Genomic DNA, 25,776 nt, shown 5'->3' with positions numbered 1-25,776 from the left:
TTTTTAATTTATGGTTATTATATTTTGGTTAATGGTGTATTTAAATGAATAGCTTTTATTAAACGAAGAGAAAATATGTTCCATTTCTTCTTCTTTGTCAAAACTGGCATTATAGTATTGTTCACCTAGTTTTTTATTATTGTTTATAATCGTAATGTTGTAGGTTCGTTCTAATTTTTTAATAATGTTTTTAAACTGTTCATGTCTAATAACTAGCCTTCCGTTTCTCCAGCTGGTATATAAATCCGTATCTACTTCAGCTGTTGAAAATGTGCCATTTGTTTCGTTGTAAACACCCTTGAATCCTGGTTTTATTATAGTTGCGGTCTGCTGGTCAAAAGTTTTATTATTATAGAGGCCAACTGAGCCTTCTATCAAAACAGTGGTTATATCTGTATCTTCTTGGTATGCCGTTAGATTGAACTCAGTGCCTAGGACACGTACTTTTAAATCATGCATTGTTACTATGAAAGGATTGTTAGTGTCTTTGGCTACCTTGAAATAGGCCTCCCCAGTTAATACTACTTCTCTGTTTTGATTTGGTGCGAACTGAACCGGATAACTTATTGATGAACCTGAATTAAGAGTGACCATAGTACCGTCTGAAAGGGTAAGATCAATTTTTTTACCGTTCGGAATGTTTAGTTTATTATATTGAAACGAAGACTGTTCATGAGTGTTTTTATAGCTAAGCTGATTACCTCTTTGTAACCCGACTTCGTTCCCTGTGGCATCTATTATCTTTCGCTGCCCATCATCATTTATTACTTCGATACTTCCATCGTCTAATTGAAGTGTAATTTGATCCTTGTTGATAATAATTTTTTTATTAGAAGCTGTTGAATTATCAAAATATAAATAGCCTATTGTCACTAATAGAATTCCAATTGCTGCATATTTTAATAAGTTTCGTTGCGCAATTCGCATGTTAATTACATTCTTCTTTTTGTGTATTTTCTTTGTTAAATATTCTTTAGTATTGGCACTGTTAACTTTGTTTAGAGCCATATTTAGAGAATGATTGTATTGAACATACTCTTCAAAAAGCTTTTTATTTGATGGCTTTTTTATCCACTTTTCTAATACCTCAAGTTCTTGATCTGTAGCTGTTTTAGTGAGGTATTTTATGATACAATTTTCAATATTATTTGGAATCATAGATGTAATTATACAAGTATGACGTAGCCGAAATTGCGATACCCTTGTTTTTTTAACATAAAAAAATAAATACAATAATATTTAGATATAAATTTTAGTATTACCCTAATAACAAAAAACGTATTTTTGAATTTCAAATCTTAATAGTAAAATTATGTCAGATTTATCGCAAATAGAGTGGGAGGAACAGTTGGAAGCAGATGAGAATGCTATTATTCTTGATGTTCGTACGCAAGAAGAAGTAGATGATGGTTATATTCCCAATTCTATTCATATTGATATTTACAAAGGACAAGGGTTTATTGATGAAGTTGAAAAACTAGACAAGAGCAAAAATTACTACGTCTATTGTAGAAGTGGAAATAGAAGTGGGCAAGCATGTGCTATTTTAGGCAGTCTTGGTATTGAAAACGCCTATAATTTAGAAGGTGGTTTTATGAACTGGGAGGGGGAAGTAGCCGAATAGTTTCACACAATTAGAAGCGGTAGGTAGTAATTTAAGTAATAGTCATGTTTCCAGACTATTGTTTGATTGTATTTTTCTAACACCTAACCGATTTAAATTGCGCGAAGACCTCTTACATTTTATATGGAAGTATAAAAAACTTCAGTTGGAAGAATTAACTACTTCTGATAATGAGGTGCTTAATATTATTGATGTTGGTTTGCATAACTTTCATACAGGACCTGATTTTTTTAATGCTAAAATCGAAATTGATAATCAGCTTTGGGCTGGCAATGTTGAAATTCATTTAAATTCTTCAGATTGGTTTGTACATAACCACGAAAAAGATCCAAATTACAATAATGTAATACTTCATGTTGTATGGCAAGATGATGCCGCAGTTTTTAGAAGTGATGGCTCACAGATTCCTACGCTAGAATTAAACCAATATATCTCTTCAGCTTTACTAGAAAACTACCAAAGGTTATTTAACCAGAGTAATAAAAATTTTATTAATTGTGAAAAAGAAATCGCTAACATCGATGATTTTCAATTTAATAATTGGAAAGAAAGAATGTTTTTCGAAAGGTTAGAAATAAAATCTAACCTTATTTTTGAATTGCTTAAAAAGTCTAATAACGATTGGGAACAAGTTCTTTTTAAACTACTACTTAAGAATTTTGGCCTAAAAATCAATAGTGAAGCATTTATTAGTTTGTCTAATGCTATAGATTTTTCTATTGTAAAAAAGTTAGCTGTAGATATTAATGCTCTAGAAAGCGTTTTGTTTGGAATGACTCATTTACTGGAAAATGAGCAAATTGTAGATGAGTATTTCATTCAGTTAACTAAAGAATATAAGTACCAGAAAAGCAAATTTAATTTACAAAATGCGGCGGTCTTAAAACCTGAATTTTTTAAACTTCGACCTCCTAACTTTCCTACGATTCGCTTGTCACAACTTGCTAATCTATATGTTATTAATCAGAATATTTTTAGCACAGTAATTAGTACTAATAATTTGAATACGTTCTATAGTTTGTTTAATGTTCAGGCGAGTGCGTATTGGAATACACATTTTATATTTGGAAAAACTTCAAAGATGAGCACGAAAAAATTGACTAAAAAATTTATCGATTTGTTGGTTATTAATACGGTATTGCCATTGAAATTCTGTTACGCGAAATATACAGGTAATGATGTTAATGAATTGATAATAAGTATGGTATCCATGATGAAAAAAGAAGAAAATTCAATAGTTTCTAACTTTTCACAATTAAAAGTAGATGTGAAAAATGCAGCTGACAGTCAAGCAATTTTGCAATTGTATAATCATTATTGTACAAAAAATAGATGTTTACAATGCGCTGTTGGTGTAGCTTTATTGAAAGGAATTAGTTAGTTTTATAAAATGAATTTTTTCTACAATATTCTTTATTACTTTCAAAAAAGAGGCTTCGAAGTTTGTAGAAGAATTGCAGAGCGAATAGGTATTCGTGCTAGGGTGGTGAGAACATCGTTTATATATTTAACTTTCGCTACTTTAGGCTTTGGTTTTGCACTTTATTTGTTTCTTACCTTTTTGCTGAAAATTAAAGATTTGATTTATACCAAAAGAACCTCCGTTTTCGACCTTTGATATGCTAAAACTATTTCGTTCTAAAATATATCTGGCGATTTTTTTATTGGTTACTGTAGTGCTTATTGGCGTCTTTGGATTTCATTTTTTTTATGAATTCGACTGGTTAGACGCATTTTACATGACGGTGATTACAATTACAACCGTTGGTTATAATGAGGTGAATCCTTTAGGTGATTCTGCCAAGATTTTTACCATACTATTAATCATTACCAGTATTTTTATAATAGGTTTTGCAATTTCTGTAATAACAGAGTATATACTTAGTAGGAATACATTACAAATTCTTAAAAAGAAAAAAGTGAAAAATAAAATTGAAGCACTAACCGGTCATATTATTATTTGTGGTTTTGGTAGAAATGGTTCGCAAGCCGCAATGAGTCTTGCTAATTATAAACGACCATTTGTAGTTATAGAGCGCGATAAAGAGATTATTGAAAAATTTGAGGAGGATTTTCTTTTTGTAGAGGGTGATGCTAATGAAGATGAGGTTTTACAGCAAGCAGGAATAGAAAATGCTAAGTATTTAATAGCAGCTTTGCCAGATGATGCAGACAATCTTTTTGTTGTCTTGTCGGCAAAACAATTAAATCAAAAGCTATTTATTATAAGTAGGGCATCACAAATTAATTCACAAAAAAAATTACGATTAGCTGGTGCTGATAAAGTCATTATGCCTGATAAAGTTGGTGGAGATCATATGGCTGCACTGGTTGTAAATCCTGATCTTATAGATTTTATGGATCGTATTTCGAATGTTACGGATGGAACGCCGAATTTAGAGGAAGTTGCAATCGAGGAATTAAGAAATAAAATTGACTGTAATTCTATCTACGATTTAGATTTAAGAAGAAAAACAGGTTGTACAATTATAGGTTATGTCTCACCAAATGGTGATTATATTATAAATCCGGCGCCAGAATTAAATTTGGAGTCGAAAAGTAAAGTGATAGTATTGGGTAATCCTGATCAGATAAAAAAACTAAACCAAATGTTTAATATTGAATAAAAGGTTTCAAAAAGTTAATACTTGACCTATTACTTGATAGTGTTGTGATTTTTTAGGATATTGTTGGCCTAACCATACTTTAAGATAACCAAAATATAATTTATGAAATATAGGCTTCTTTTTTTAATCGCCATGCTTTTTCCAATATTGACCAATGCCCAAGAAGCCAAAGAATTAGGTCTCGATCAAAAAATTGACCAGGCCTTTAAGCCAGTTTCAGATTTTTTCTCCGCCGTTATTTTCTTCGAAATAGGTGGTATTCCTTTCGTTTTAATCTTACTGGTATTAAGTGCTTTATTTTTTACAATCTACTTTGGGTTCCCTAATGTTAGATATTTCGGGAAAGCGATAAATACAGTGCGGGGTAAGTATGATGAAATAGAACAACCCGAAGGTCATGGTGTCGAAAAGTCAGAATTGGCTATTGATGGAGATATTCCCGATACAATAAGGGATGAAAGTGAAGAAGGCGAAGTAAGTCATTTTCAAGCATTGGCTACCGCAGTTTCTGGTACTGTTGGTAACGGTAATATTGCTGGAGTTGCTCTGGCAATAGCGTTAGGCGGACCAGGTGCTACTTTTTGGATGATTATTTGTGGTTTGCTTGGTATGTCCACAAAATTTGTGGAATGTACGTTAGGTGTTCAGTATAGAGATGTAGGTGAAGATGGTACGGTCTATGGCGGGCCAATGTATTATCTAAGTAAAGGTCTAAAGGATAGAGGTTTTAAAACGTTAGGAAAAGTAGCTGCCGTAATCTTTGCAATTTTCTGTATTGGTGGATCTTTTGGAGGTGGAAATGCTGCGCAATCTAATCAAGCTACCATTGTCCTTAAGGAGTTAATGGGCTTCGAAAGTACAAGTGCAGGTGCACTTATCGGTGTAGTTCTAGCAATTTTGGTAGGAATAATTATTATAGGTGGTATTAAAAGAATCGCATCTGTAACAGAAAAGGTTGTGCCCTTTATGGCAGTTATGTATTTAATAGCTTGCTTGTATATCATATTTAGTAATTTCTCTATGGTAGACGACGCAATTGGTTTAATTATATCAGAAGCATTTAATCCTACAGCAGTTGGTGTAGGTAGTTTAATAGGCGTGCTTTTGGTAGGTTTTAAAAGAGCAGCATTTTCGAATGAAGCAGGGGCTGGATCTGCTTCTATAGCCCATTCAGCAGTAAAGACAAAGTATTCTGCTTCAGAAGGTCTTGTAGCGCTTTTAGAGCCGTTTATTGATACAGTTGTTATATGTACTATGACTGCCTTGGTCATTATAATTTTCAACTTTGGAGGTTATTTTGAGTATGGTGGAGATGGTAGTGGAGCTGTATTAATCGACGGTGTTTCTTATGAAGGTGCTGGAATAACATCAATGGCATTTGCGAAATACATTCCATATTCAAATGTGTTTTTAACCATCGCAGTTGTTTTGTTTGCAGTTTCAACAATGATATCTTGGTCATATTACGGTCTTCAATCTTGGAAATTTTTATTCGGAAGAGGTAAAACAGCTGATATGGTATATAAACTTTTGTTCTTAATGTTTATTATTATTGGAGCGGCTGCTAGTATGAAGTCTATATGGGATTTCTCAGATGCAATGATTTTTGCAATGGTCTTTCCTAATATGATTGGACTCTACTTTTTATTCCCTGTAGTGAAACAACAATTAATTAAATACCTAGAAGCAATTAAAGGTGTAAAATAGAAGCAATTGAAAAATTTGAAATCCTACTTTACGTTCAGTAAGCAAGAACGAAGTGGGATTTTCTTTTTACTCTTGTTTATAATATTAGTGCAAATAGGTTACTTTATTTGGGTTAGTTTTTCAAATGAAAACCCGATTGATGATTTGCTATTAGATTCTGAAACACAGCAGCAAATAGAATTGATTAAAGAAAAAGCAAGTCAGAAAGATTCATTAAAAATTTATCCATTCAATCCTAATTTTATTACTGATTATAAAGGTTATTCTTTAGGGATGTCTGTAAAAGAAATTGATAGACTTCATGAATTTCGAAATGGAAATAAATTTGTGAATTCGAAGGAAGAATTTCAGCGGGTAACTAAAGTTTCAGACAGCCTATTAATTGTGATAGCGCCATATTTTAAATTTCCAGATTGGATAAAAAATAGTAAGCAAAGTCAAGATAAGTACCCAAAACCCACTTTTAAAGAGCAGAGGAGACAAGGTTTAGATAAAATTTCTAAAGATGTTTTTTCAGATATAAATATTGCAACAGCTGAAGAATTAAAAAAGGTGAAAGGAATAGGAGAGAAGCTATCTGCGCGTATTATTAAATTTCGAGATAGATTGGGTGGCTTTTTAGTTAAAGAACAATTATATCATGTGTACGGACTTGAGCCAGAAGTAGTGGAAAGGTTGTTTAAAAAGTTCAAAATTAAAACGTTACCAACTGTAGAAAAAATTAATATTAATACTGCATCCCTTAATGAATTAACAAAATTGGTATATATAAATTATGATTTAGCTCAGGAAATTATTAATTATAGAGATACTAAGGGTCAATTTATGACGTTTGACGAATTAGCAATGTTAGAAGGATTTCCTAAAGAAAAACTTGAGATTATTCAACTATATTTGTTCCTCAAAAATTAGATATGCAAAGTATGTACTTCACTGAAGAACATCAACTATTTAGGGAAAGTCTAAAAGATTTTTTACAAAAAGAAGTTGCTCCCAATATAGAAGAATGGGAAGAAAAAGGTGTTATCGATAAATCTATTTGGCCCAAATTTGGTGAAATGGGTTATTTCGGATTATCTACCCCAGAAGAATTTGGTGGTTTAGGGCTCGATTTATTTTATACGGTCATTTTGCTTGAAGAGTTGCAAAAAATCAATTCTGGTGGTTTTGCAGCTGCGGTATGGGCACATGTTTACTTAGCGATGACTCACTTAAATAAAAATGCAAATGAAGAGCAGAAAAAAAACTATCTCATACCAAGTGTTCACGGTGAAAAAATTGGGTGTTTAGGTGTTACCGAACCTTTTGGCGGAAGTGATGTTGCTGGTATGAGAACAACCGCGACTAAAGATGGAGATAATTATATAATAAATGGTTCTAAAACCTTTATAACTAATGGTGTTTACGGAGACTATATTATATTGGCTGCAAAGACGGATGCTACTTTAGGTAATAAAGGAATTAGTGTTTTTATAGTCGATTTAAAAAGTGATGGAATAACCGCGAACAAATTAAATAAATTGGGGTGGCGGGCTTCAGATACAGCTGAATTAGCATTTGATAATGTAGTAGTGCCAGAATCAAATTTAATGGGTGAAGAAGGAAGTGGCTTTGGGTTTATAATGCAGGCATTTTCTTTAGAAAGACTGATAATGGGTATAAATGCCCACGCGCGAGCAGAATATGCATTGGATTATGCATTGCAATACATGTCTGAACGTGAAACTTTTGGTAAGCCAATAAATCAATATCAGGCACTGCGCCATCGTTTTGTTGATTTGTATGCTGATATGGACATGTGCAAACAATATAATTATTCTGTTGTTTATAGAATGAATAACGGAGAATATGTGGTGCGTGAAGCTACAATATCGAAATTGAAATCTACCCGGGTGGCTGATGATGTCGCTTATGATTGTTTGCAATTTTTAGGCGGTTACGGATATATGGAAGATTATCCTATGGCTCGTCTATTTCGTGATAGTAGGTTAGGTCCTATAGGGGGTGGAACCTCAGAAATCTTAAAAGAGATTATAGCAAAAATTGTAATTGACAAAAAGGATTATCGCCCACCAACAAAGTAAAAAAATGGAGCTTTATTTTTTACTGTAAATTACGTTCAAGATTTAATAATAATTATTTTACAGTAATCTTTAGCTATTCCATTAATTAAATATATATTTGCATTCCCGTTTTCAGAACGGAGTTAATTTTAATGAAAGGAGGTTGTAGCCTATGTTAATAATACCGATTAAAGAAGGAGAGAATATCGATAGAGCTTTGAAGCGTTTCAAGCGTAAATTCGATAAAACTGGTACGATGCGTCAATTGCGTAAACGTCAACAATTTTCTAAACCATCTGTTGTTCGAAGAGCACAGATTCAGAAAGCACAGTATATACAAGGATTGCGAGATCAAGAGGATATCTAGAATTCGCTATTTTTGAATAATATTTAATCTCATCTGTCTTACGACAGATGAGATTTTTTGTTTTATAGTTTTTTATTCTTTTAAGAACTAAGGTGTTGCTGGAATATGTTTATAACCAACAACTGAAACTTTGCTAACTTTGTGTTATGTCTATTCAAGCATTTACTGACTATCTTTTACATGAAAAGAATTATTCTGTTCTTACTGTAAATGCGTATCAAAAGGATATAGAAGCTTTTGCAAATTTTTGCAGCTTAGAATTTGATATTGAAAATATTGATGCTGTTAATTATAGTTTAATTCGAAGTTGGGTTGTTAAACTTGTTGATGATGAAATATCCAATAGAACAATAAATAGAAAGATAGCTTCTTTAAAGGCATATTATAAGTTTCTACAACGAATAGGATTGATTGATGCAAATCCGTTAACAAAACACAAAGCACTAAAAACACCCAAAAAGATAGAAGTGCCATTCTCTGAGGAAGAGATGACCAAGGTGTTGTCTCAAATTGTCTTTGAAGATGATTTTGAAGGCGTACGAGATAAGCTGATGATTGAGTTACTTTACACTACTGGAATGCGTAGAGCGGAGCTTGTTAATCTAAAAATTAAGAAAGTTGATTTAAGAAATAGAGTTGTAAAGGTTTTAGGTAAGAGAAATAAAGAACGCTTGGTGCCATTGTTGCCAAGTACTATTGTGCTTTTTAATAATTATCTACTAGAAAGAGAATCTCTTGAGATTATTAATGATAAAGCGTTTACTTTTCTGTCAAAATCAGGTAACAAAGTTTACGGTACACTTGTCTACAGGGTTATAAATCATTATCTTAGTAAGGTTTCGAGTAAGGTTAAAAGAAGTCCACATATACTTAGGCATACTTTTGCAACACACCTACTTAATAAAGGGGCGGATTTAAATTCAGTTAAAGAATTATTGGGGCATTCAAGTTTAGCGTCAACTCAGATTTATACACATAATAGTATTGCTGAATTAAAAAAGATTCATTCTTTAAGTCACCCTAGGAGTAAAGATTGATTGATTTAACATCATTTAAACAAAATAGATGAAATAATTATAGGTAAATTTTGTTCTTGATAAACCTAGCTGCCTAAACAGAAATGCAGGTTCTAACACTTTTATTAACATTAAAATTAAAATAAATGAAAGTAAACACGCAATCAGTAAATTTTAACGCGGATCGAGAATTAATTGATTTTGTTCAAAATCGATTAAATAAGTTAGAAGTTTTTTACGATAAAATTGTAAGCTCTGACATATATATGAAGGTTGAGAATACCAGTTCAAAAATCAATAAGATTGTGGAAATCAGTATACATATACCAAAAGATAAGCTGGTTGTGAAAAAACAATGTAAGTCGTTTGAGGAGTCAATCGATTCCGCTTGCAGCACTCTAGAACGATTACTTGTGAAAAAGAAGGAAAAAATGAGAGCATATGCTTGATTAAAATTTTTCATATTTGTTTTTGATTAAACAAAAAAACATATACATTTGCAGTCCGTTAGAAATAGCGGGCTTTTTTTGTGCTAAAATGTACATAAATCGCCGATGTAGCTCAGCTGGCTAGAGCAGCTGATTTGTAATCAGCAGGTCGTGGGTTCGAGTCCCTCCATCGGCTCTAAGGTCTTTAAAATAGTGGGTTTGGGGAGATACTCAAGCGGCCAACGAGGGCAGACTGTAAATCTGCTGACTACGTCTTCGCAGGTTCGAATCCTGCTCTCCCCACTTTTTTTATCATTTGCACATGTTGTGTGTGAATTTTAAAATTTTTGATAACTGAAGTAGAAGTTTAACTTTTATTAAGTTTTTATTGAAAAATAATATTGCGGGAGTAGCTCAGTTGGTAGAGCGTCAGCCTTCCAAGCTGAATGTCGCCGGTTCGAACCCGGTCTCCCGCTCAAAATTTAAAAAAGGAAATTTGCTTTCCTTTTTTTGTTCTTTGAGCGATTTGAATAAATGATACAAGTAATTAAATGCTTGTGTGGGGTAGAGTAGTGGTTAACACACTCTGTTGTTCAAAATGACATTGTTGTCATTCCTGCTGAAGTCAGCAATTTTCTCCCTTAATAATTAAGGAGAAGATGTTAAACACTTTACGCCGGCGTAGCTCAGGGGTAGAGCGTTTCCTTGGTAAGGAAGAGGTCACGAGTTCAAATCTCGTCGTTGGCTCAAAAAAATATAGAATCGTTTTTCGATTCTGATTAAAGAGGTATTAATTATTGTACACTAATATAAACTAAGATTAAAATTCATTTAAAATGGCAAAGGAAACTTTTGATCGTTCCAAACCGCACTTAAATATTGGTACTATTGGACACGTAGATCACGGTAAAACAACATTAACTGCTGCTATTACTACGGTATTAGCAAATGCAGGACTTTCTGAATTGAGAAGTTTCGAATCTATCGATAACGCTCCTGAAGAAAAAGAAAGAGGTATTACTATTAACACGTCGCACGTAGAATATTCTACTGCTAACCGTCACTATGCGCATGTTGACTGTCCTGGTCACGCGGATTACGTAAAAAATATGGTTACTGGTGCTGCACAAATGGATGGAGCTATTCTTGTTGTTGCTGCAACTGATGGTCCAATGCCACAAACTCGTGAGCACATCCTTTTAGGTCGCCAGGTTGGTATTCCTAGAATTGTTGTTTTCATGAATAAAGTTGACATGGTTGACGATGAAGAGCTTTTAGAGCTTGTTGAAATGGAAATTAGAGAATTACTTTCTTTCTATGAGTATGATGGTGATAACGGACCTGTTGTTGCTGGTTCTGCTCTTGGTGCACTTAACGGTGAGCAAAAGTGGGTAGATACTGTAATGAAATTGATGGAAGAAGTTGATGCTTGGATCGAGCTTCCTAAAAGAGATGTTGATAAAGATTTCTTAATGCCAGTTGAAGATGTATTTACAATTACTGGTCGTGGAACTGTTGCTACTGGTCGTATAGAAACTGGTGTGGCAAACACAGGTGATGCGGTTGATATTATTGGTATGGGTGCTGAGAAATTATCTTCTACTGTTACTGGTGTTGAAATGTTTCGTAAAATATTAGATAGAGGTGAAGCTGGTGATAACGTAGGTATCTTGTTAAGAGGTATTGAGAAAACTGATATCAAAAGAGGTATGGTTATTTGTAAGCCTGGTTCTGTAACGCCACATGCTAAATTTGAAGCTGAGGTTTACATCCTTAAAAAAGAAGAAGGTGGTCGTCATACGCCATTCCATAACAACTATCGTCCTCAGTTCTATGTAAGAACTACTGATGTAACTGGTACAATTAATTTACCAAGTGGTGTTGAAATGGTAATGCCTGGTGATAACCTTACTATTATTGTTGATTTGCTTCAGCCTATCGCATTAAGTGAAGGTCTTCGTTTTGCTATCCGTGAAGGTGGTAGAACTGTAGGTGCTGGTCAGGTTACCAAGATTTTAGATTAAGATTATATAAGATAGTTTATATTAAGGGTGTCCGCCGCAAGGCGGATACCTTTCAATGTAAATAAATACGGGTGTAGCTCAGTTGGTAGAGCACTGGTCTCCAAAACCAGGTGTCGGGAGTTCGAGTCTCTCCTCCCGTGCTAATAAAATCCGAAGTGGTAGTTTAGCAATTTTACAGAAGATTTAAGAGGTATTCTGTACTGAACTATAAAGATTATTAAAACGCTAGATATGTTCACCTATATTAAAGAGTCGATAGACGAATTAAAAAATAATGTTACTTTGCCACCCAAGGCAGAGTCAACTAATTTGATGGTTGTAGTAGCTATTTTTTCAATAATTTTCGCTTTAGCGACATGGGGTGTTGATTCGCTGTTTGGTAAATTGGTGAAATTGTATTTTAATAACATATTAAATTAAAAGTCACTATGTCTGAAGTGTTAGAGAAAAAATGGTATGTAGTTAGAGCGGTCAGTGGTCAAGAGAATAAAATCAAAGGCTATATTGAAAGCGAAGTAGAACGTCATGGATTTTCTGATTATTTAGAAGATGTTTTAGTGCCAACTGAAAAAGTTGTTCAAATAAGAAATGGAAAGAAAATAAATAAAGAACGTGTTTACTTTCCTGGTTATATTATGATAAAAGCCAATTTGGCTGGTGAAATGATTCACATCATAAGATCTATTACTAACGTAATCGGATTTTTAGGCGAAACTAAAGGGGGAGATCCCGTTCCGCTTAGAAAGACAGAAGTGAATAGAATGCTTGGTAAGGTCGATGAGTTAGCGGTTAGTACAGATGCGGTAGCAATACCTTTTGTATTTGGTGAAACGGTAAAGGTAATTGATGGACCATTTAATGGTTTTAACGGAACCGTTGAGAAAATTAATGAAGAGAAACGTAAGCTTGAAGTAATGGTGAAAATTTTCGGAAGAAAAACTCCGTTAGAATTAAGCTACATGCAAGTAGAAAAAATATAAGACCACCTAAAGTAGGTGGTGTAAAAATAATTGTTACATAGTTATAAGTTGTGTTGCTTCCAATAACACAATTTGAATTTAATTTAAAACAATGGCAAAAGAAGTAGGTAAAGTAGTTAAACTACAAGTTAGGGGAGGTGCAGCGAATCCGTCGCCACCGGTTGGACCCGCCTTAGGTGCTGCCGGTGTTAACATTATGGAGTTCTGTAAGCAGTTTAATGCTCGTACACAGGATAAACCAGGTAAAGTTTTACCAGTTGTTATCACGGTTTACAAGGACAAGTCATTTGACTTTCTTGTAAAAACACCGCCAGCGGCAGTTCAACTTTTGGAAGCAGCTAAGATTAAAAAAGGATCTGGCGAACCGAACCGAGTAAAAAATGGGAGTGTTTCCTGGGATCAAGTAAAAACAATAGCAGAAGATAAAATGGTAGACTTAAATGCGTTTACTGTAGAATCAGCTATGAGTATGATTGCAGGTACTGCAAGGTCTATGGGCCTTAAAGTAGCAGGAAAAAGACCTTTTTAAAATCTTATAAAGCAATTTAAATGGCAAAGTTGACAAAAAAGCAAAAAGAGGCGCACGGTAAAATCGAAAAAGATAAACTTTATTCGATTCAGGAAGCTTCAGCTTTGGTAAAAGAAATTACCAATGCGAAGTTTGATGCGTCTGTTGATATTGCGGTTCGTTTAGGGGTAGACCCTAGAAAAGCGGATCAAATGGTTCGTGGTGTAGTTACACTTCCGAACGGAACTGGTAAAGATGTCAAAGTATTGGCATTGGTTACACCTGACAAAGAAGCAGAGGCTACTGAAGCTGGAGCAGATTTTGTTGGATTAGATGAGTATTTGGATAAAATTAAAGGCGGTTGGACAGATGTTGATGTTATCATCACTATGCCAAGTGTTATGGGTAAATTAGGACCTTTAGGACGTGTTTTAGGACCAAGAGGTTTAATGCCAAATCCAAAAACTGGAACGGTAACTATGGATGTTGCAAAAGCAGTATCTGAGGTAAAAGCCGGTAAAATAGATTTCAAAGTAGATAAGACAGGTATTGTGCATGCGGCTATCGGAAAGGCTTCTTTCTCGGCAGATAAAATTGCAGGTAATGCCATAGAGCTTCTTGAAACTTTAAATAAATTGAAACCATCTTCGGCAAAAGGTATTTATATGAAAAGTATTTTCATGTCTAGTACAATGAGCCCAAGTATTCAATTAGATCCTAAGACAGTATAACTGATAGTCAAATAATTTAATCATGACAAAAGAAGAAAAAGGAGTCGTAATAGAAGATTTGACAAAGCAGTTAGCTGAAAGTTCGATTATATATTTAGCCGATATTTCAGGTTTAGATGCACAAACAACTTCTGATTTAAGAAGAGCTTGTTTTAAATCTAATATACAACTGTCTGTAGTTAAAAACACTCTATTAGCGAAAGCTATGGATGCAGCCGAAAAAGATTTCGGTGAACTTCCAGATGTGTTAAAAGGAAATACTTCACTGATGTTCTCTGAAGTTGGTAATGGTCCAGCTAAAGTAATTAAGAATTTCAGAAAGAAATCCGAAAAACCCTTATTGAAAGGTGCTTTTATTGAAGAAGCAATCTATGTAGGGGATGATATGTTAGATACTCTTGCAAGTATCAAATCTAAAGAAGAAATGATTGGAGAAATCATTGGGTTGTTGCAATCGCCAGCTAAAAATGTTATCTCTGGACTTAAATCTGGTGGTGGTAAACTTGCAGGTATTCTTAAGACATTATCAGAACGTTAATTTGCGCACTAAAAACAATTATATTTTAAAATTTTATTAAACGATAGAAAGAATGGCAGAATTAAAAGATTTCGCAGAACAGTTGGTTAACTTAACCGTAAAAGAGGTTAATGAATTAGCTGATATATTAAAAGAAGAGTATGGTATCGAGCCTGCTGCTGCAGCTGTAGCTGTTGCTGCTGGTGGTGGTGGTGAAGGTGGCGAAGCTGCTGAAGAAAAATCAGAATTTGACGTAATTTTGAAAGCAGCTGGTGCTTCTAAATTAGCTGTAGTTAAATTGGTGAAAGAATTAACAGGTCTTGGCTTAAAAGATGCTAAAGATATCGTTGATAGCGCACCAAAAGCAGTTAAAGAAGGTGTAGCTAAAGATGAAGCTGAAGGTATCAAAAAATCTTTAGAAGAAGCAGGAGCAGAAGTTGAGCTTAAGTAATAGCGACAACTAATAGCATATTATTGGTTTAGGTCTTTCCATGTTTTATGGATAGACCTAAACCTATTTATAAGTATTACGTCTACGAATAGTAGATTACCAATTAATATTCACGATCAAAATTTTATCATAGATGTTGACAAAACAGACTGAAAGAATAAATTTTGCATCCGCTAAGAACACTCCGGAATACCCGGATTTCTTAGACATTCAGATTAAATCATTTCAAGACTTCTTTCAACTTGAAACAAAATCTGACGAAAGGGGCAATGAAGGATTATACAATACCTTCATGGAAAACTTCCCGATTACGGACACTAGAAACCAGTTCGTACTCGAATTTTTGGACTACTTTATAGATCCACCAAGATATTCTATTCAAGAATGTATTGAACGCGGATTGACGCATAGCGTTCCTTTGAAGGCTAGGTTAAAGTTGTACTGTACTGATGAAGAGCATGAGGATTTCGAAACTATCGTTCAAGATGTATATTTAGGTACTATACCTTATATGACACCGAGCGGTACTTTTGTTATTAATGGAGCAGAGCGTGTAGTTGTATCTCAATTGCATAGATCTCCAGGAGTTTTCTTCGGACAATCTTTCCATGCAAATGGTACTAAATTATATTCTGCAAGAGTAATTCCTTTTAAAGGTTCTTGGATAGAATTTGCTACGGATATCAATGGAGTAATGTTTGCGTACATTGACCGTAAGAAAAAATTACCAGTAACTACACTTTTCAGAGCTATTGGTTTTGAAAGAGATAAAGATATTTTAGAGATTTTTGATTTATCAGAAGAAATAAAAGTTTCTAATGCTGGATTGAAAAAAGTATTAGGTCGTAAATTGGCTGCCCGTGTCTTGAATACTTGGCACGAAGATTTTGTTGATGAAGATACCGGTGAAGTAGTCTCAATTGAAAGAAATGAAATCGTACTTGATCGTGATACGATTTTAGAAAAAGAACATATTGAGCAAATTATTGAAGCCGATGTAAAATCTGTTCTTCTGCATAAAGATAATAATGGACAATCAGATTACTCCATTATCCATAATACATTACAGAAGGATCCAACAAACTCTGAAAAAGAAGCTGTTGAACACATCTACCGTCAATTACGTAATGCTGAGCCGCCCGATGAGGAAACTGCTCGCGGTATTATAGACAAATTATTCTTTTCTGATCAACGTTATAACTTAGGTGAAGTTGGTCGTTATAGAATGAATAAGAAATTGCAATTAGATATTGGAATGGACAAGCAAGTCTTGACTAAGGAAGATATCATTACAATTATTAAATATTTGATTGAGCTTATCAATTCTAAAGCAGAAATTGATGATATCGATCACCTTTCTAACCGTCGTGTACGTACTGTTGGAGAGCAGCTTTCATCTCAGTTTGGTGTAGGTCTTGCTCGTATGGCAAGAACTATTCGTGAGCGAATGAATGTTCGTGATAATGAGGTGTTTACACCTATTGACTTAATTAATGCGAAGACATTATCTTCTGTGATTAATTCGTTCTTTGGTACAAACCAGTTATCTCAGTTTATGGATCAAACAAATCCGTTAGCAGAGATTACGCACAAAAGAAGATTGTCTGCCCTTGGGCCAGGTGGTCTTTCTCGTGAAAGAGCAGGTTTTGAAGTTCGTGATGTTCACTATACACATTATGGAAGATTATGTCCGATTGAAACACCTGAAGGTCCGAATATTGGTTTAATTTCATCTTTAGCAGTGTTTGCTAAAGTAAACCCAATGGGCTTCTTAGAAACACCTTATCGTTCTGTTGAGAACGGAAAAGTTGATACTGAAAACTTTAGATATTTAAGCGCTGAAGAAGAAGAAGGAATGAAAATTGCGCAAGCAAATATTCCTTTGGAGGATAATGGTGATATTAAAAATGATAAGGTAATTGCACGTGAGGAAGGAGATTTTCCAGTTGTTGATCCACATGAGATTAATTATACTGACGTTGCTCCGAATCAAATTGCATCTATTTCTGCATCTTTAATCCCATTTTTGGAACATGATGATGCAAACCGTGCTTTGATGGGCTCTAACATGATGCGCCAAGCTGTTCCTTTATTACGTCCGCAAGCTCCGATTGTTGGTACTGGTTTAGAAAGACAAGTAGCTTCTGATTCTAGAGTTCTTATAAATGCTGAAGGTGATGGTACTATTGAATATGTAGATTCTCAAAAGATTACCATTAAATATAAAAGAACTGAAGCAGAGCGTTTAATAAGCTTTGAAGATGATTCTAAAACGTATCAATTAGTTAAATTTAGAAAAACTAATCAAGGAACGAGTATCAACTTAAAGCCAATTGTAAGAAGAGGTGATAAGGTTAAGAAAGGTCAAGTTCTTTGTGAAGGTTATGCAACTGAAAAAGGTGAATTAGCTCTAGGTAGAAACCTTACTGTGGCATTTATGCCCTGGAAAGGTTATAACTTTGAAGATGCAATTGTAATCTCAGAAAAAGTCGTTCGTGAAGATATTTTTACTTCTATCCATGTTGATGAGTACTCTCTAGAAGTTAGAGATACTAAGTTGGGTGCAGAGGAACTAACACACGATATTCCTAATGTTTCTGAAGAAGCAACTAAGGATCTTGATGAGAATGGAATGATCCGCATTGGTGCTGAAGTAAAACCTGGTGATATTCTAATTGGTAAGATTACTCCAAAAGGGGAGTCTGACCCAACACCAGAAGAAAAATTACTTCGTGCAATTTTCGGTGATAAAGCTGGTGATGTTAAAGATGCGTCATTAAAAGCTTCTCCATCGCTTAGAGGGGTGGTTATTGAAAAGAAATTGTTCTCTCGTTCAGTAAAAGATAAGCGTAGACGTTCTGAAGATAAAGAAGAATTGAACAAGTTGGAGCTTGAATATGAAGTGAAGTTCCAAGAGCTTAAAGACGTTTTACTTGATAAGTTATTTACATTGGTAGGTGGTAAAACATCACAAGGTGTAATGAACGATTTAGGTGAAGAAGTTCTTCCAAAAGGCAAGAAGTATACTCAAAAAATGCTTAATTCAGTTGATGATTATGCGCATTTAGTAGGAGGAAGTTGGACTACAGATAAGACTACTAATGCTGCTGTTGCGGATTTACTTCACAACTACAAGATTAAGTTAAATGATCTTCAAGGTAACTTAAGAAGAGATAAGTTTACGATTTCAGTAGGTGATGAATTACCTGCAGGTATTATGAAATTAGCTAAGGTTTATGTAGCTAAAAAACGTAAGCTTAAAGTAGGTGATAAAATGGCAGGTCGTCACGGTAACAAAGGTATTGTATCGAGAATTGTACGTCATGAAGATATGCCTTTCTTAGAAGATGGAACTCCTGTAGATATCGTATTGAATCCACTTGGTGTACCTTCTCGTATGAACATTGGGCAGATTTATGAAACTGTATTAGGTTGGGCTGGTTTAAAACTTGGAAAGAAGTTTGGAACTCCAATTTTTGATGGTGCTACTTTAGATCAAATCAATGGATATACAGATGAAGCAGGTATTCCAAGATTTGGACATACTTATCTTTTTGATGGTGGCACAGGTCAGCGTTTTGATCAACCAGCGACAGTTGGTGTCATTTATATGTTGAAATTAGGACACATGGTAGATGACAAAATGCACGCTCGTTCTATTGGTCCATATTCTTTGATTACACAACAACCACTTGGTGGTAAAGCACAGTTTGGTGGTCAGCGTTTTGGAGAAATGGAGGTTTGGGCTCTTGAAGCATACGGTGCTTCTGCAACATTACGTGAAATATTGACTGTGAAGTCAGATGACGTAATCGGTAGAGCTAAGACCTACGAATCAATCGTAAAAGGTGAGACAATGCCAGAACCCGGTTTACCGGAATCTTTCAATGTATTAATGCACGAACTTAAAGGTTTGGGCTTAGATATTAGATTGGAAGAATAGTTTTAGAACACACATTATAATTTAGTAGCATAGTATATTATGGCTAGAATAAACGATAATACCCCTCAAAAGAGGTTTGATAAAATTTCTATCGGATTGGCATCACCAGAAGCAATTTTGGCGGAGTCAAGAGGAGAAGTTCTTAAGCCTGAGACCATTAACTATAGAACTCATAAACCTGAGCGTGACGGTTTATTTTGTGAGCGCATCTTCGGCCCTGTAAAGGATTACGAATGTGCTTGTGGAAAATACAAGCGTATTAGATACCGAGGAATAGTATGTGATCGATGTGGAGTGGAGGTAACTGAAAAGAAAGTAAGAAGAGATAGAGTAGGGCATATCAATTTGGTAGTGCCTGTAGCTCATATTTGGTACTTCCGCTCGTTACCAAATAAAATTGGATATCTACTTGGATTGCCTTCCAAGAAATTAGATATGATTATCTATTATGAAAGATATGTAGTTATTCAACCAGGTATTGCAAAAGGACCTGAAGGTGAAGAAGTTCAAAAAATGGATTTCCTTACTGAAGAAGAATACCTAAATATTTTGGAAACTATTCCACCTGAAAATCAATACCTTGAAGATTCAGATCCAAATAAATTCATCGCTAAGATGGGTGCAGAATGTTTGATTGATCTTTTAGCTAGAATTGATTTAAAGGATTTATCTTATCAATTGCGTCACAAAGCAAATACTGAAACGTCTAAACAACGTAAAACAGAAGCTTTAAAAAGACTTCAGGTAGTAGAAGCTTTGCGTGAATCTCAAGATAATAGAGATAATAGACCAGAGTGGATGATAATGAAAGTGGTACCTGTTATTCCACCAGAATTACGCCCGTTAGTACCTTTAGATGGTGGTCGTTTTGCAACTTCCGATTTAAATGATTTATACAGAAGAGTAATTATCCGTAATAATCGTTTAAAAAGATTAGTTGAAATTAAAGCTCCAGAGGTAATCCTTAGAAATGAAAAAAGGATGCTTCAAGAAGCGGTTGATTCACTTTTTGATAATACTAGAAAAGCCTCTGCAGTAAAAACTGAATCTAACAGACCTTTAAAGTCACTTTCCGATTCATTGAAAGGTAAGCAAGGTCGTTTCCGTCAGAATTTATTAGGTAAGCGTGTTGATTATTCTGCACGTTCTGTAATTGTTGTTGGACCAGAATTGAAGTTGTTTGAATGTGGTCTTCCAAAAGATATGGCTGCTGAACTATACAAGCCTTTCGTTATTCGTAAGTTAATTGAAAGAGGTATTGTTAAGACTGTTAAATCTGCAAAGAAAATAATAGATAAGAAAGAGCCTGTAGTTTGGGATATTCTTGAAAATGTATTGAAAGGTCACCCAGTTCTTTTAAACAGGGCCCCTACATTACACCGTTTAGGTATTCAAGCATTCCAACCTAAATTAATTGAAGGTAAAGCAATTCGCTTGCACCCATTAGTATGTACTGCATTTAATGCCGATTTTGATGGAGATCAAATGGCAGTACACTTACCATTAGGTCCTGAGGCTATTTTAGAAGCACAATTACTAATGTTAGCTTCACATAATATTTTGAACCCTGCAAATGGTTCACCTATTACTGTACCTTCACAGGATATGGTATTGGGTCTGTATTATATGACCAAAGAACGTAAGTCTACGCCTGAAGTGCCTATTAAAGGTGAAGGCTTAACTTTCTATTCTTATGAAGAAGTTGAGATAGCTTTTAATGAAGGTATGGTAAATCTTAATGCAGGTATCAAGGTGCGTGCAAAAGATTTCAATGAAGAAGGAGCACTTGTTAATAAAATTATTCCAACTACTGTTGGTCGTGTACTTTTTAATATGGAAGTGCCAGAACAAGCAGGTTATGTAAATGATGTTTTGAACAAAAAATCTTTACGTGACATTATCGGTCAGATTTTGGCCGTTACTGATGTTCCTACTACTGCAGCTTTCCTTGATAAAATTAAGACAATGGGTTATGAGTTTGCCTTTAAAGGTGGACTTTCATTTAGTCTTGGTGATATTATTATCCCGCAAGAGAAGCATGAAATGATTGCTGAAGCTAACGGACAAGTTGATGGTATTATGGCCAATTATAACATGGGTCTTATTACGAACAACGAACGTTACAATCAGGTTATTGATGTTTGGACTTCTACTAACGCAATGCTTACCGAGTTAGCTATGAAGCGTATTCGTGAAGATCAGCAAGGGTTCAACTCGGTATATATGATGCTTGATTCTGGTGCAAGGGGTTCTAAAGAACAAATTCGTCAGTTAACTGGTATGCGTGGTTTAATGGCTAAGCCTAAAAAATCTACTGCTGGTGGTGGTGAGATTATTGAAAACCCAATTTTATCTAACTTTAAAGAGGGTCTCTCAATTCTTGAATACTTTATTTCAACGCACGGTGCCCGTAAAGGTCTTGCAGATACAGCCTTAAAAACTGCAGATGCTGGATACTTAACTAGACGATTGGTAGATGTATCACAAGATGTAATTGTAAACATTGAAGATTGTGGTACGTTAAGAGGTATTGAAGTATCAGCATTAAAGAAAAACGAAGAAGTTGTAGAGACTTTAGGAGCTCGTATATTAGGTAGAATTGCTTTACATGATGTATATAATCCATTAACTGAAGAATTGCTATTGAAAGCAGGGGAGCAGATTTTGGAAGCAGATGCGAAACGTGTTGAAGCTTCTCCAGTAGATAGTGTTGAAGTTCGTTCTGCACTTACTTGTGAAGCGCCAAAAGGTATTTGTGCTAAATGTTACGGTCGTAACCTTTCAACTAATAAGATGGTACAAAGAGGTGAGGCAGTTGGTGTTGTGGCAGCACAGTCAATTGGTGAGCCTGGTACTCAGTTAACTTTACGTACGTTCCACGTTGGTGGTATTGCAGGTAACATTTCTGAGGAAAACAAGTTAATTGCTAAATTCGAAGGTGTAGCTGAAATTGAAGATCTAAGACTTGTAAAAAGTGAAGATGCTGAAGGTAAAGCTGCTGACATTGTAATTTCAAGAACATCTGAAATTAAAATTGTTGATACAAAAACTGGTATTACATTAAGTACAAATAACATTCCTTACGGTTCTCAGATATTTGTTAAGAATGGTGCCAAGATTAAGGCTGATGATGTAATTTGTCAGTGGGATCCATATAACGGTGTTATCGTTTCTGAATTCCCTGGAAAAATTGCTTATGAGAACATTGATCAAGGTGTAACTTATCAGGTTGAGATAGATGAGCAAACAGGTTTCCAAGAAAAAGTAATTTCTGAATCTAGAAACAAAAAGTTGATTCCAACTTTATTAATTCAAGATAGTAAAGGAGAAACTTTAAGGTCTTATAACCTTCCAGTTGGTTCACACATCATGGTAGATGATGGTGAGAAAATTAAAGAAGGTAAGATTTTGGTTAAGATTCCACGTAAATCTGCTAAGGCGGGTGATATTACTGGTGGTCTTCCAAGAGTTACTGAGCTATTTGAGGCACGTAACCCTTCTAACCCTGCTGTGGTTTCAGAAATTGATGGTGTAGTTTCTTTTGGTAAAATCAAAAGAGGTAACCGTGAAATTATTATCGAATCTAAATTAGGTGAGGTTAAGAAATACTTAGTTAAACTTTCGAATCAAATATTGGTACAAGAGAACGATTATGTTCGTGCAGGAATGCCTTTATCAGATGGTTCGATTACTCCTGAAGATATCTTGGCTATAAAAGGTCCATCTGCTGTTCAACAGTATTTGGTAAATGAAGTTCAAGAGGTTTATCGTCTACAAGGTGTGAAGATTAATGACAAACACTTTGAGGTTGTTGTAAGACAAATGATGCGTAAAGTTCGAATTCAAGATTCTGGTGATACTGTATTCTTAGAAAACCAACTTGTACATAAATCTGATTTCATTACAGAGAATGATGAGATTTTTGGTAAGAAGGTTGTTGAAGAAGCTGGAGAGTCAGAAAACCTTAAAGCTGGTCAGATAATTACGGCTAGAGAACTTCGTGATGAAAATTCTATACTTAAGAGAGCTGATAAGGCACTAGTATCCGCAAGAGATGCTGTAGCTGCAACTGCTACGCCAATCTTACAAGGTATTACTAGAGCGTCGCTACAAACGAAATCGTTTATTTCGGCTGCATCGTTCCAGGAAACTACTAAAGTATTGAACGAAGCTGCTGTAAGCGGTAAGATAGATACTTTAGAAGGCTTGAAAGAAAACGTAATTGTTGGACATAAGATTCCGGCAGGTACAGGTATGCGTAATTATGATAATATCATAGTAGGTTCTAAAGAAGAATACGATGAAATTATGGCACGCAAAGAAGCTTTAAAATTCTAAATTAATTTAACCCTCGATGTAATGATCGAGGGTTATTTTTTTATAAACATTATGTTCATTTTAATAAATATCCAGAATGAGTGATAACGAGAAGAAAGGTCAAAAACAGATTAATATTGAACTCGATGAAAAAATAGCGGAAGGTACTTATTCAAACCTTGCTATAATTAATCATTCGGTTTCAGAATTTGTGGTTGATTTTATTAGTATGATGCCTGGTGCTCCTAAAGCTAAAGTGAAGAGTAGGATTGTTTTAACTCCTCAGCATGCTAAGAAATTTTTGAAAGCTCTCAATGATAATGTTAATCGTTTTGAAAAGGCTCATGGTACAATTAAAGATTATGAACAGCCTGCAATTCCACTAAACTTTGGTCCAACAGGAGAGGCTTAGATAAAAAATTATCCCTAAATATTTCTTTTATTAGGTTCAAAAAAGATTCGTACAACAAAGTGGGATTTATAATATCTTTTGTTATTCTCTCTTTAGTTACATTTTAGAAAAAGCAGAAATATACTTTTTCCAAATTTATACTATTCAAACTCAGAAGTAGAATGTAGTTTTACCGTTGGATATTTTTGTTGCGTCATTTGTAAAGAGAATTGGGAGTCTGCTAAGAATACCAATTGCCCTCTTTTATCCTTCGCTAAGAATTTTTGCTTTACACGTTTAAACTCTTTAAATTCTTCATTTTTTTTGTCAACAGGGTCAACCCAACAAGCTTTATGTACGGGGAAGTTTTCATAGGTACATTTAGCACCATATTCGTGTTCTAAACGATATTGAATTACCTCAAATTGTAACGCCCCTACGGTACCAACTACTTTACGGCCATTCATTTCTAAAGTAAAAAGTTGAGCAACACCCTCATCCATCAATTGGTCAATACCTTTGTAAAGTTGTTTGGACTTCATTGGGTCTGCATTATTGATATATCTAAAATGTTCTGGTGAGAAACTAGGTATTCCTTTATAATTAAGTTGTTCACCCTCTGTTAAAGTATCACCTATTTTAAAATTTCCAGTATCATGCAGGCCAACAATATCACCTGGGTATGAAATATCTACAATTTCTTTTTTCTCTGCAAAAAAGGCATTGGGACTAGAAAACTTTAATTTTTTATCCAGTCGAACATGTAAATATGGTTTGTTTCGTTCAAAAGTACCTGAAACCACTTTTACAAAGGCAAGTCTATCTCGGTGTTTAGGATCCATGTTGGCATGTATTTTAAAAACAAATCCGGTCATTTCTTTTTCGTTCGCCATAACCAGTCTTTCTTCGGCCTTTTTAGCGAGTGGGGCGGGTGCAATATCAACGAAACAGTCTAAAAGTTCACGTACTCCAAAATTATTTAATGCTGATCCAAAGAAAACAGGTTGTTGCTTGGCATTTAAATAATTTTCTTTGTTGAAAGGAGGGTAAACTCCATTTACTAATTCTAGGTTGTCGCGTAATTCTTCAGCTGCTTTAGTACCGATAATCTCTTCTAACTCCTCACTTTCTAAATTGTCAAAAGCAATTGTCTCTTCAATGTTCTTTTTATTGTCTCCACTAAATAGGTTAATATTTTTTTCATAAAGGTTGTATATGCCTTTAAAATCGTAGCCCATTCCAATAGGGAAACTTAATGGAGTTACACTTAGTCCAAGCTTTTGTTCAACTTCATCTAGTAAGTCGAAAGCATCCTTACCTTCTCTATCCAATTTGTTTATAAAAACAATCATCGGAATATTACGCATTCTACAAACTTCAACCAATTTTTCCGTCTGATCTTCAACACCTTTTGCGACATCAATTACTACTATAACACTGTCGACTGCAGTTAAGGTTCTAAAGGTGTCTTCTGCGAAATCTTTATGCCCAGGCGTATCAAGAATGTTTATTTTTTTGTCTCTGTATATAAAAGCTAATACTGATGTTGCTACAGATATTCCACGTTGTCTTTCAATTTCCATGAAATCACTAGTGGCTGTCTTTTTTATTTTATTGTTTTTAACAGCTCCAGCTTCTTGTATTGCACCACCAAACAACAATAGTTTCTCAGTTAATGTAGTTTTACCTGCATCTGGGTGAGATATAATGCCGAATGTTCTCCTTCTTGCTATTTCTGCTTTAAAATCCATTATAAAAATTTCCCCAAAAATAGTTTAAATAAAGCTTTTTACTTGTTTTAGAGTGGTATAACATTTTCTTTTTTTTTCTTTGTCTTTCACGCAATAAGGCGCTAATACAATCGTTTTTATCCCCAATAGATAAAAGTTCGATGAACTGCATATTATATCGATTTCAAAAATTTATATAATCTAAATGAGCAGGTTTATCGTATTTATTTTGTCTTAAATAACTGAAATGTTGTTATTTATCGAGAAAAAAGGTTTTTGGTAGATAAATAAGAATATCAAGATTGAAAAGAATTTGATGATCAATTTTTTCGCTATATCTTGCATGTTATTA

Annotated in this window: 22 protein-coding genes and 5 tRNA genes; 25 read left to right on the top strand and 2 right to left on the bottom strand. The window is 34.5% G+C overall.

Annotated elements, in window-relative coordinates:
* Window positions 1–3: 3 nt before the first annotated feature.
* Window positions 4–1,158: a FecR family protein gene (locus tag UH7x_RS02555; RefSeq protein WP_482362150.1), complete on the bottom strand. Its 1,155-nt coding sequence runs from the start codon at window positions 1,156–1,158 to the stop codon at window positions 4–6.
* 154 nt (window positions 1,159–1,312) lie between these two features.
* On the opposite strand from UH7x_RS02555, the gene UH7x_RS02550 reads away from it, so the two are divergent.
* From UH7x_RS02550 to UH7x_RS02430, 25 genes are all read left to right on the top strand, one after another.
* Window positions 1,313–1,624: a rhodanese-like domain-containing protein gene (locus UH7x_RS02550; protein WP_482362149.1), complete on the top strand. Its 312-nt coding sequence runs from the start codon at window positions 1,313–1,315 to the stop codon at window positions 1,622–1,624.
* 97 nt (window positions 1,625–1,721) lie between these two features.
* Entirely contained in the window at window positions 1,722–3,005 is a 1,284-nt protein-coding gene (locus tag UH7x_RS02545; RefSeq protein ID WP_482362148.1) for a DUF2851 family protein, read from the top strand.
* A 9-nt stretch (window positions 3,006–3,014) separates the two neighbouring features.
* A complete protein-coding gene (locus UH7x_RS02540; RefSeq protein WP_348148766.1) occupies window positions 3,015–3,242 on the top strand; it encodes a PspC domain-containing protein in 228 nt (75 codons plus the stop codon).
* A gap of 1 nt (window position 3,243) precedes the next feature.
* Complete coding sequence (locus UH7x_RS02535; protein WP_482362147.1) at window positions 3,244–4,251, top strand: potassium channel family protein; 1,008 nt, start codon at window positions 3,244–3,246, stop codon at window positions 4,249–4,251.
* A 102-nt stretch (window positions 4,252–4,353) separates the two neighbouring features.
* Window positions 4,354–5,958, top strand: a complete 1,605-nt coding sequence (locus tag UH7x_RS02530; RefSeq protein WP_482362146.1) for an alanine/glycine:cation symporter family protein — start codon at window positions 4,354–4,356, stop codon at window positions 5,956–5,958.
* A 6-nt stretch (window positions 5,959–5,964) separates the two neighbouring features.
* Window positions 5,965–6,870, top strand: a complete 906-nt coding sequence (locus UH7x_RS02525) for a ComEA family DNA-binding protein (RefSeq protein WP_482362145.1) — start codon at window positions 5,965–5,967, stop codon at window positions 6,868–6,870.
* 2 nt (window positions 6,871–6,872) lie between these two features.
* Window positions 6,873–8,042 (top strand): acyl-CoA dehydrogenase family protein, encoded by a 1,170-nt coding sequence (locus tag UH7x_RS02520; protein WP_482362144.1) that lies wholly within the window; start codon window positions 6,873–6,875, stop codon window positions 8,040–8,042.
* 151 nt (window positions 8,043–8,193) lie between these two features.
* Entirely contained in the window at window positions 8,194–8,388 is a 195-nt protein-coding gene (gene rpsU, locus UH7x_RS02515; RefSeq protein WP_153755503.1) for a 30S ribosomal protein S21, read from the top strand.
* A gap of 146 nt (window positions 8,389–8,534) precedes the next feature.
* Complete coding sequence (locus UH7x_RS02510; RefSeq protein WP_482362143.1) at window positions 8,535–9,425, top strand: tyrosine-type recombinase/integrase; 891 nt, start codon at window positions 8,535–8,537, stop codon at window positions 9,423–9,425.
* 125 nt (window positions 9,426–9,550) lie between these two features.
* Entirely contained in the window at window positions 9,551–9,853 is a 303-nt protein-coding gene (gene hpf, locus UH7x_RS02505) for a ribosome hibernation-promoting factor, HPF/YfiA family (protein ID WP_482362142.1), read from the top strand.
* 101 nt (window positions 9,854–9,954) lie between these two features.
* Window positions 9,955–10,028, top strand: a tRNA-Thr gene (locus tag UH7x_RS02500).
* A gap of 25 nt (window positions 10,029–10,053) precedes the next feature.
* Window positions 10,054–10,135 (top strand) — tRNA-Tyr (locus UH7x_RS02495).
* Between the two features lie 100 nt (window positions 10,136–10,235).
* Window positions 10,236–10,308, top strand: a tRNA-Gly gene (locus UH7x_RS02490).
* Window positions 10,309–10,507: 199 nt separating this feature from the next.
* A tRNA-Thr gene (locus UH7x_RS02485) sits at window positions 10,508–10,579 on the top strand.
* An 89-nt stretch (window positions 10,580–10,668) separates the two neighbouring features.
* Complete coding sequence (gene tuf, locus UH7x_RS02480; RefSeq protein ID WP_482362141.1) at window positions 10,669–11,856, top strand: elongation factor Tu; 1,188 nt, start codon at window positions 10,669–10,671, stop codon at window positions 11,854–11,856.
* A 67-nt stretch (window positions 11,857–11,923) separates the two neighbouring features.
* Window positions 11,924–11,996: transfer RNA gene (locus tag UH7x_RS02475), tRNA-Trp, on the top strand.
* Window positions 11,997–12,087: 91 nt separating this feature from the next.
* On the top strand, window positions 12,088–12,276 hold the full coding sequence (gene secE, locus UH7x_RS02470) for a preprotein translocase subunit SecE (RefSeq protein WP_482362140.1): 189 nt from the start codon (window positions 12,088–12,090) through the stop codon (window positions 12,274–12,276).
* A gap of 8 nt (window positions 12,277–12,284) precedes the next feature.
* Window positions 12,285–12,836 carry a transcription termination/antitermination protein NusG gene (gene nusG, locus UH7x_RS02465; RefSeq protein ID WP_348152605.1) on the top strand — a complete coding sequence of 184 codons (552 nt, stop codon included), beginning with the start codon at window positions 12,285–12,287 and terminating at the stop codon, window positions 12,834–12,836.
* 91 nt (window positions 12,837–12,927) lie between these two features.
* Complete coding sequence (gene rplK, locus UH7x_RS02460; RefSeq protein ID WP_348152608.1) at window positions 12,928–13,365, top strand: 50S ribosomal protein L11; 438 nt, start codon at window positions 12,928–12,930, stop codon at window positions 13,363–13,365.
* A 20-nt stretch (window positions 13,366–13,385) separates the two neighbouring features.
* Window positions 13,386–14,075, top strand: coding sequence for a 50S ribosomal protein L1 (rplA, locus tag UH7x_RS02455; RefSeq protein WP_482362139.1), 690 nt, complete (start codon window positions 13,386–13,388; stop codon window positions 14,073–14,075).
* Between the two features lie 22 nt (window positions 14,076–14,097).
* Complete coding sequence (gene rplJ / locus UH7x_RS02450; protein WP_482362138.1) at window positions 14,098–14,613, top strand: 50S ribosomal protein L10; 516 nt, start codon at window positions 14,098–14,100, stop codon at window positions 14,611–14,613.
* 52 nt (window positions 14,614–14,665) lie between these two features.
* A complete protein-coding gene (gene rplL, locus UH7x_RS02445; protein ID WP_482362137.1) occupies window positions 14,666–15,043 on the top strand; it encodes a 50S ribosomal protein L7/L12 in 378 nt (125 codons plus the stop codon).
* A 133-nt stretch (window positions 15,044–15,176) separates the two neighbouring features.
* Window positions 15,177–18,986, top strand: a complete 3,810-nt coding sequence (gene rpoB, locus UH7x_RS02440; protein WP_482362136.1) for a DNA-directed RNA polymerase subunit beta — start codon at window positions 15,177–15,179, stop codon at window positions 18,984–18,986.
* A 39-nt stretch (window positions 18,987–19,025) separates the two neighbouring features.
* Complete coding sequence (rpoC, locus tag UH7x_RS02435; RefSeq protein WP_482362135.1) at window positions 19,026–23,324, top strand: DNA-directed RNA polymerase subunit beta'; 4,299 nt, start codon at window positions 19,026–19,028, stop codon at window positions 23,322–23,324.
* A gap of 76 nt (window positions 23,325–23,400) precedes the next feature.
* On the top strand, window positions 23,401–23,715 hold the full coding sequence (locus UH7x_RS02430; RefSeq protein WP_348152625.1) for a DUF3467 domain-containing protein: 315 nt from the start codon (window positions 23,401–23,403) through the stop codon (window positions 23,713–23,715).
* Window positions 23,716–23,855: 140 nt separating this feature from the next.
* Here the strand turns inward: UH7x_RS02430 and UH7x_RS02425 are convergent, their stop codons facing one another.
* The gene (locus tag UH7x_RS02425) at window positions 23,856–25,445 is read right to left on the bottom strand and encodes a peptide chain release factor 3 (RefSeq protein WP_482362134.1); all 1,590 of its coding nucleotides are present in this window, start codon (window positions 25,443–25,445) and stop codon (window positions 23,856–23,858) included.
* Between the last annotated feature and the right edge of the window lie 331 nt (window positions 25,446–25,776).

Source organism: Aurantibacter sp. UH7 (assembly GCF_056839165.1).
The sequence above is the reverse complement of the archived record's forward strand: the minus strand, read 5'-3'. Positions and strand labels throughout refer to the sequence as shown.

Coding starts and splice junctions, on each gene's coding strand:
- UH7x_RS02555 (WP_482362150.1), bottom strand. CDS start 1,158: ATGATTCCAAATAATATTGAAAATTGTATCATAAAATACCTCACTAAA.
- UH7x_RS02550 (WP_482362149.1), top strand. CDS start 1,313: ATGTCAGATTTATCGCAAATAGAGTGGGAGGAACAGTTGGAAGCAGAT.
- UH7x_RS02540 (WP_348148766.1), top strand. CDS start 3,015: ATGAATTTTTTCTACAATATTCTTTATTACTTTCAAAAAAGAGGCTTC.
- UH7x_RS02535 (WP_482362147.1), top strand. CDS start 3,244: ATGCTAAAACTATTTCGTTCTAAAATATATCTGGCGATTTTTTTATTG.
- UH7x_RS02530 (WP_482362146.1), top strand. CDS start 4,354: ATGAAATATAGGCTTCTTTTTTTAATCGCCATGCTTTTTCCAATATTG.
- UH7x_RS02520 (WP_482362144.1), top strand. CDS start 6,873: ATGCAAAGTATGTACTTCACTGAAGAACATCAACTATTTAGGGAAAGT.
- rpsU (WP_153755503.1), top strand. CDS start 8,194: ATGTTAATAATACCGATTAAAGAAGGAGAGAATATCGATAGAGCTTTG.
- UH7x_RS02510 (WP_482362143.1), top strand. CDS start 8,535: ATGTCTATTCAAGCATTTACTGACTATCTTTTACATGAAAAGAATTAT.
- hpf (WP_482362142.1), top strand. CDS start 9,551: ATGAAAGTAAACACGCAATCAGTAAATTTTAACGCGGATCGAGAATTA.
- tuf (WP_482362141.1), top strand. CDS start 10,669: ATGGCAAAGGAAACTTTTGATCGTTCCAAACCGCACTTAAATATTGGT.
- secE (WP_482362140.1), top strand. CDS start 12,088: ATGTTCACCTATATTAAAGAGTCGATAGACGAATTAAAAAATAATGTT.
- nusG (WP_348152605.1), top strand. CDS start 12,285: ATGTCTGAAGTGTTAGAGAAAAAATGGTATGTAGTTAGAGCGGTCAGT.
- rplK (WP_348152608.1), top strand. CDS start 12,928: ATGGCAAAAGAAGTAGGTAAAGTAGTTAAACTACAAGTTAGGGGAGGT.
- rplA (WP_482362139.1), top strand. CDS start 13,386: ATGGCAAAGTTGACAAAAAAGCAAAAAGAGGCGCACGGTAAAATCGAA.
- rplJ (WP_482362138.1), top strand. CDS start 14,098: ATGACAAAAGAAGAAAAAGGAGTCGTAATAGAAGATTTGACAAAGCAG.
- rplL (WP_482362137.1), top strand. CDS start 14,666: ATGGCAGAATTAAAAGATTTCGCAGAACAGTTGGTTAACTTAACCGTA.
- rpoB (WP_482362136.1), top strand. CDS start 15,177: ATGTTGACAAAACAGACTGAAAGAATAAATTTTGCATCCGCTAAGAAC.
- rpoC (WP_482362135.1), top strand. CDS start 19,026: ATGGCTAGAATAAACGATAATACCCCTCAAAAGAGGTTTGATAAAATT.
- UH7x_RS02430 (WP_348152625.1), top strand. CDS start 23,401: ATGAGTGATAACGAGAAGAAAGGTCAAAAACAGATTAATATTGAACTC.
- UH7x_RS02425 (WP_482362134.1), bottom strand. CDS start 25,445: ATGGATTTTAAAGCAGAAATAGCAAGAAGGAGAACATTCGGCATTATA.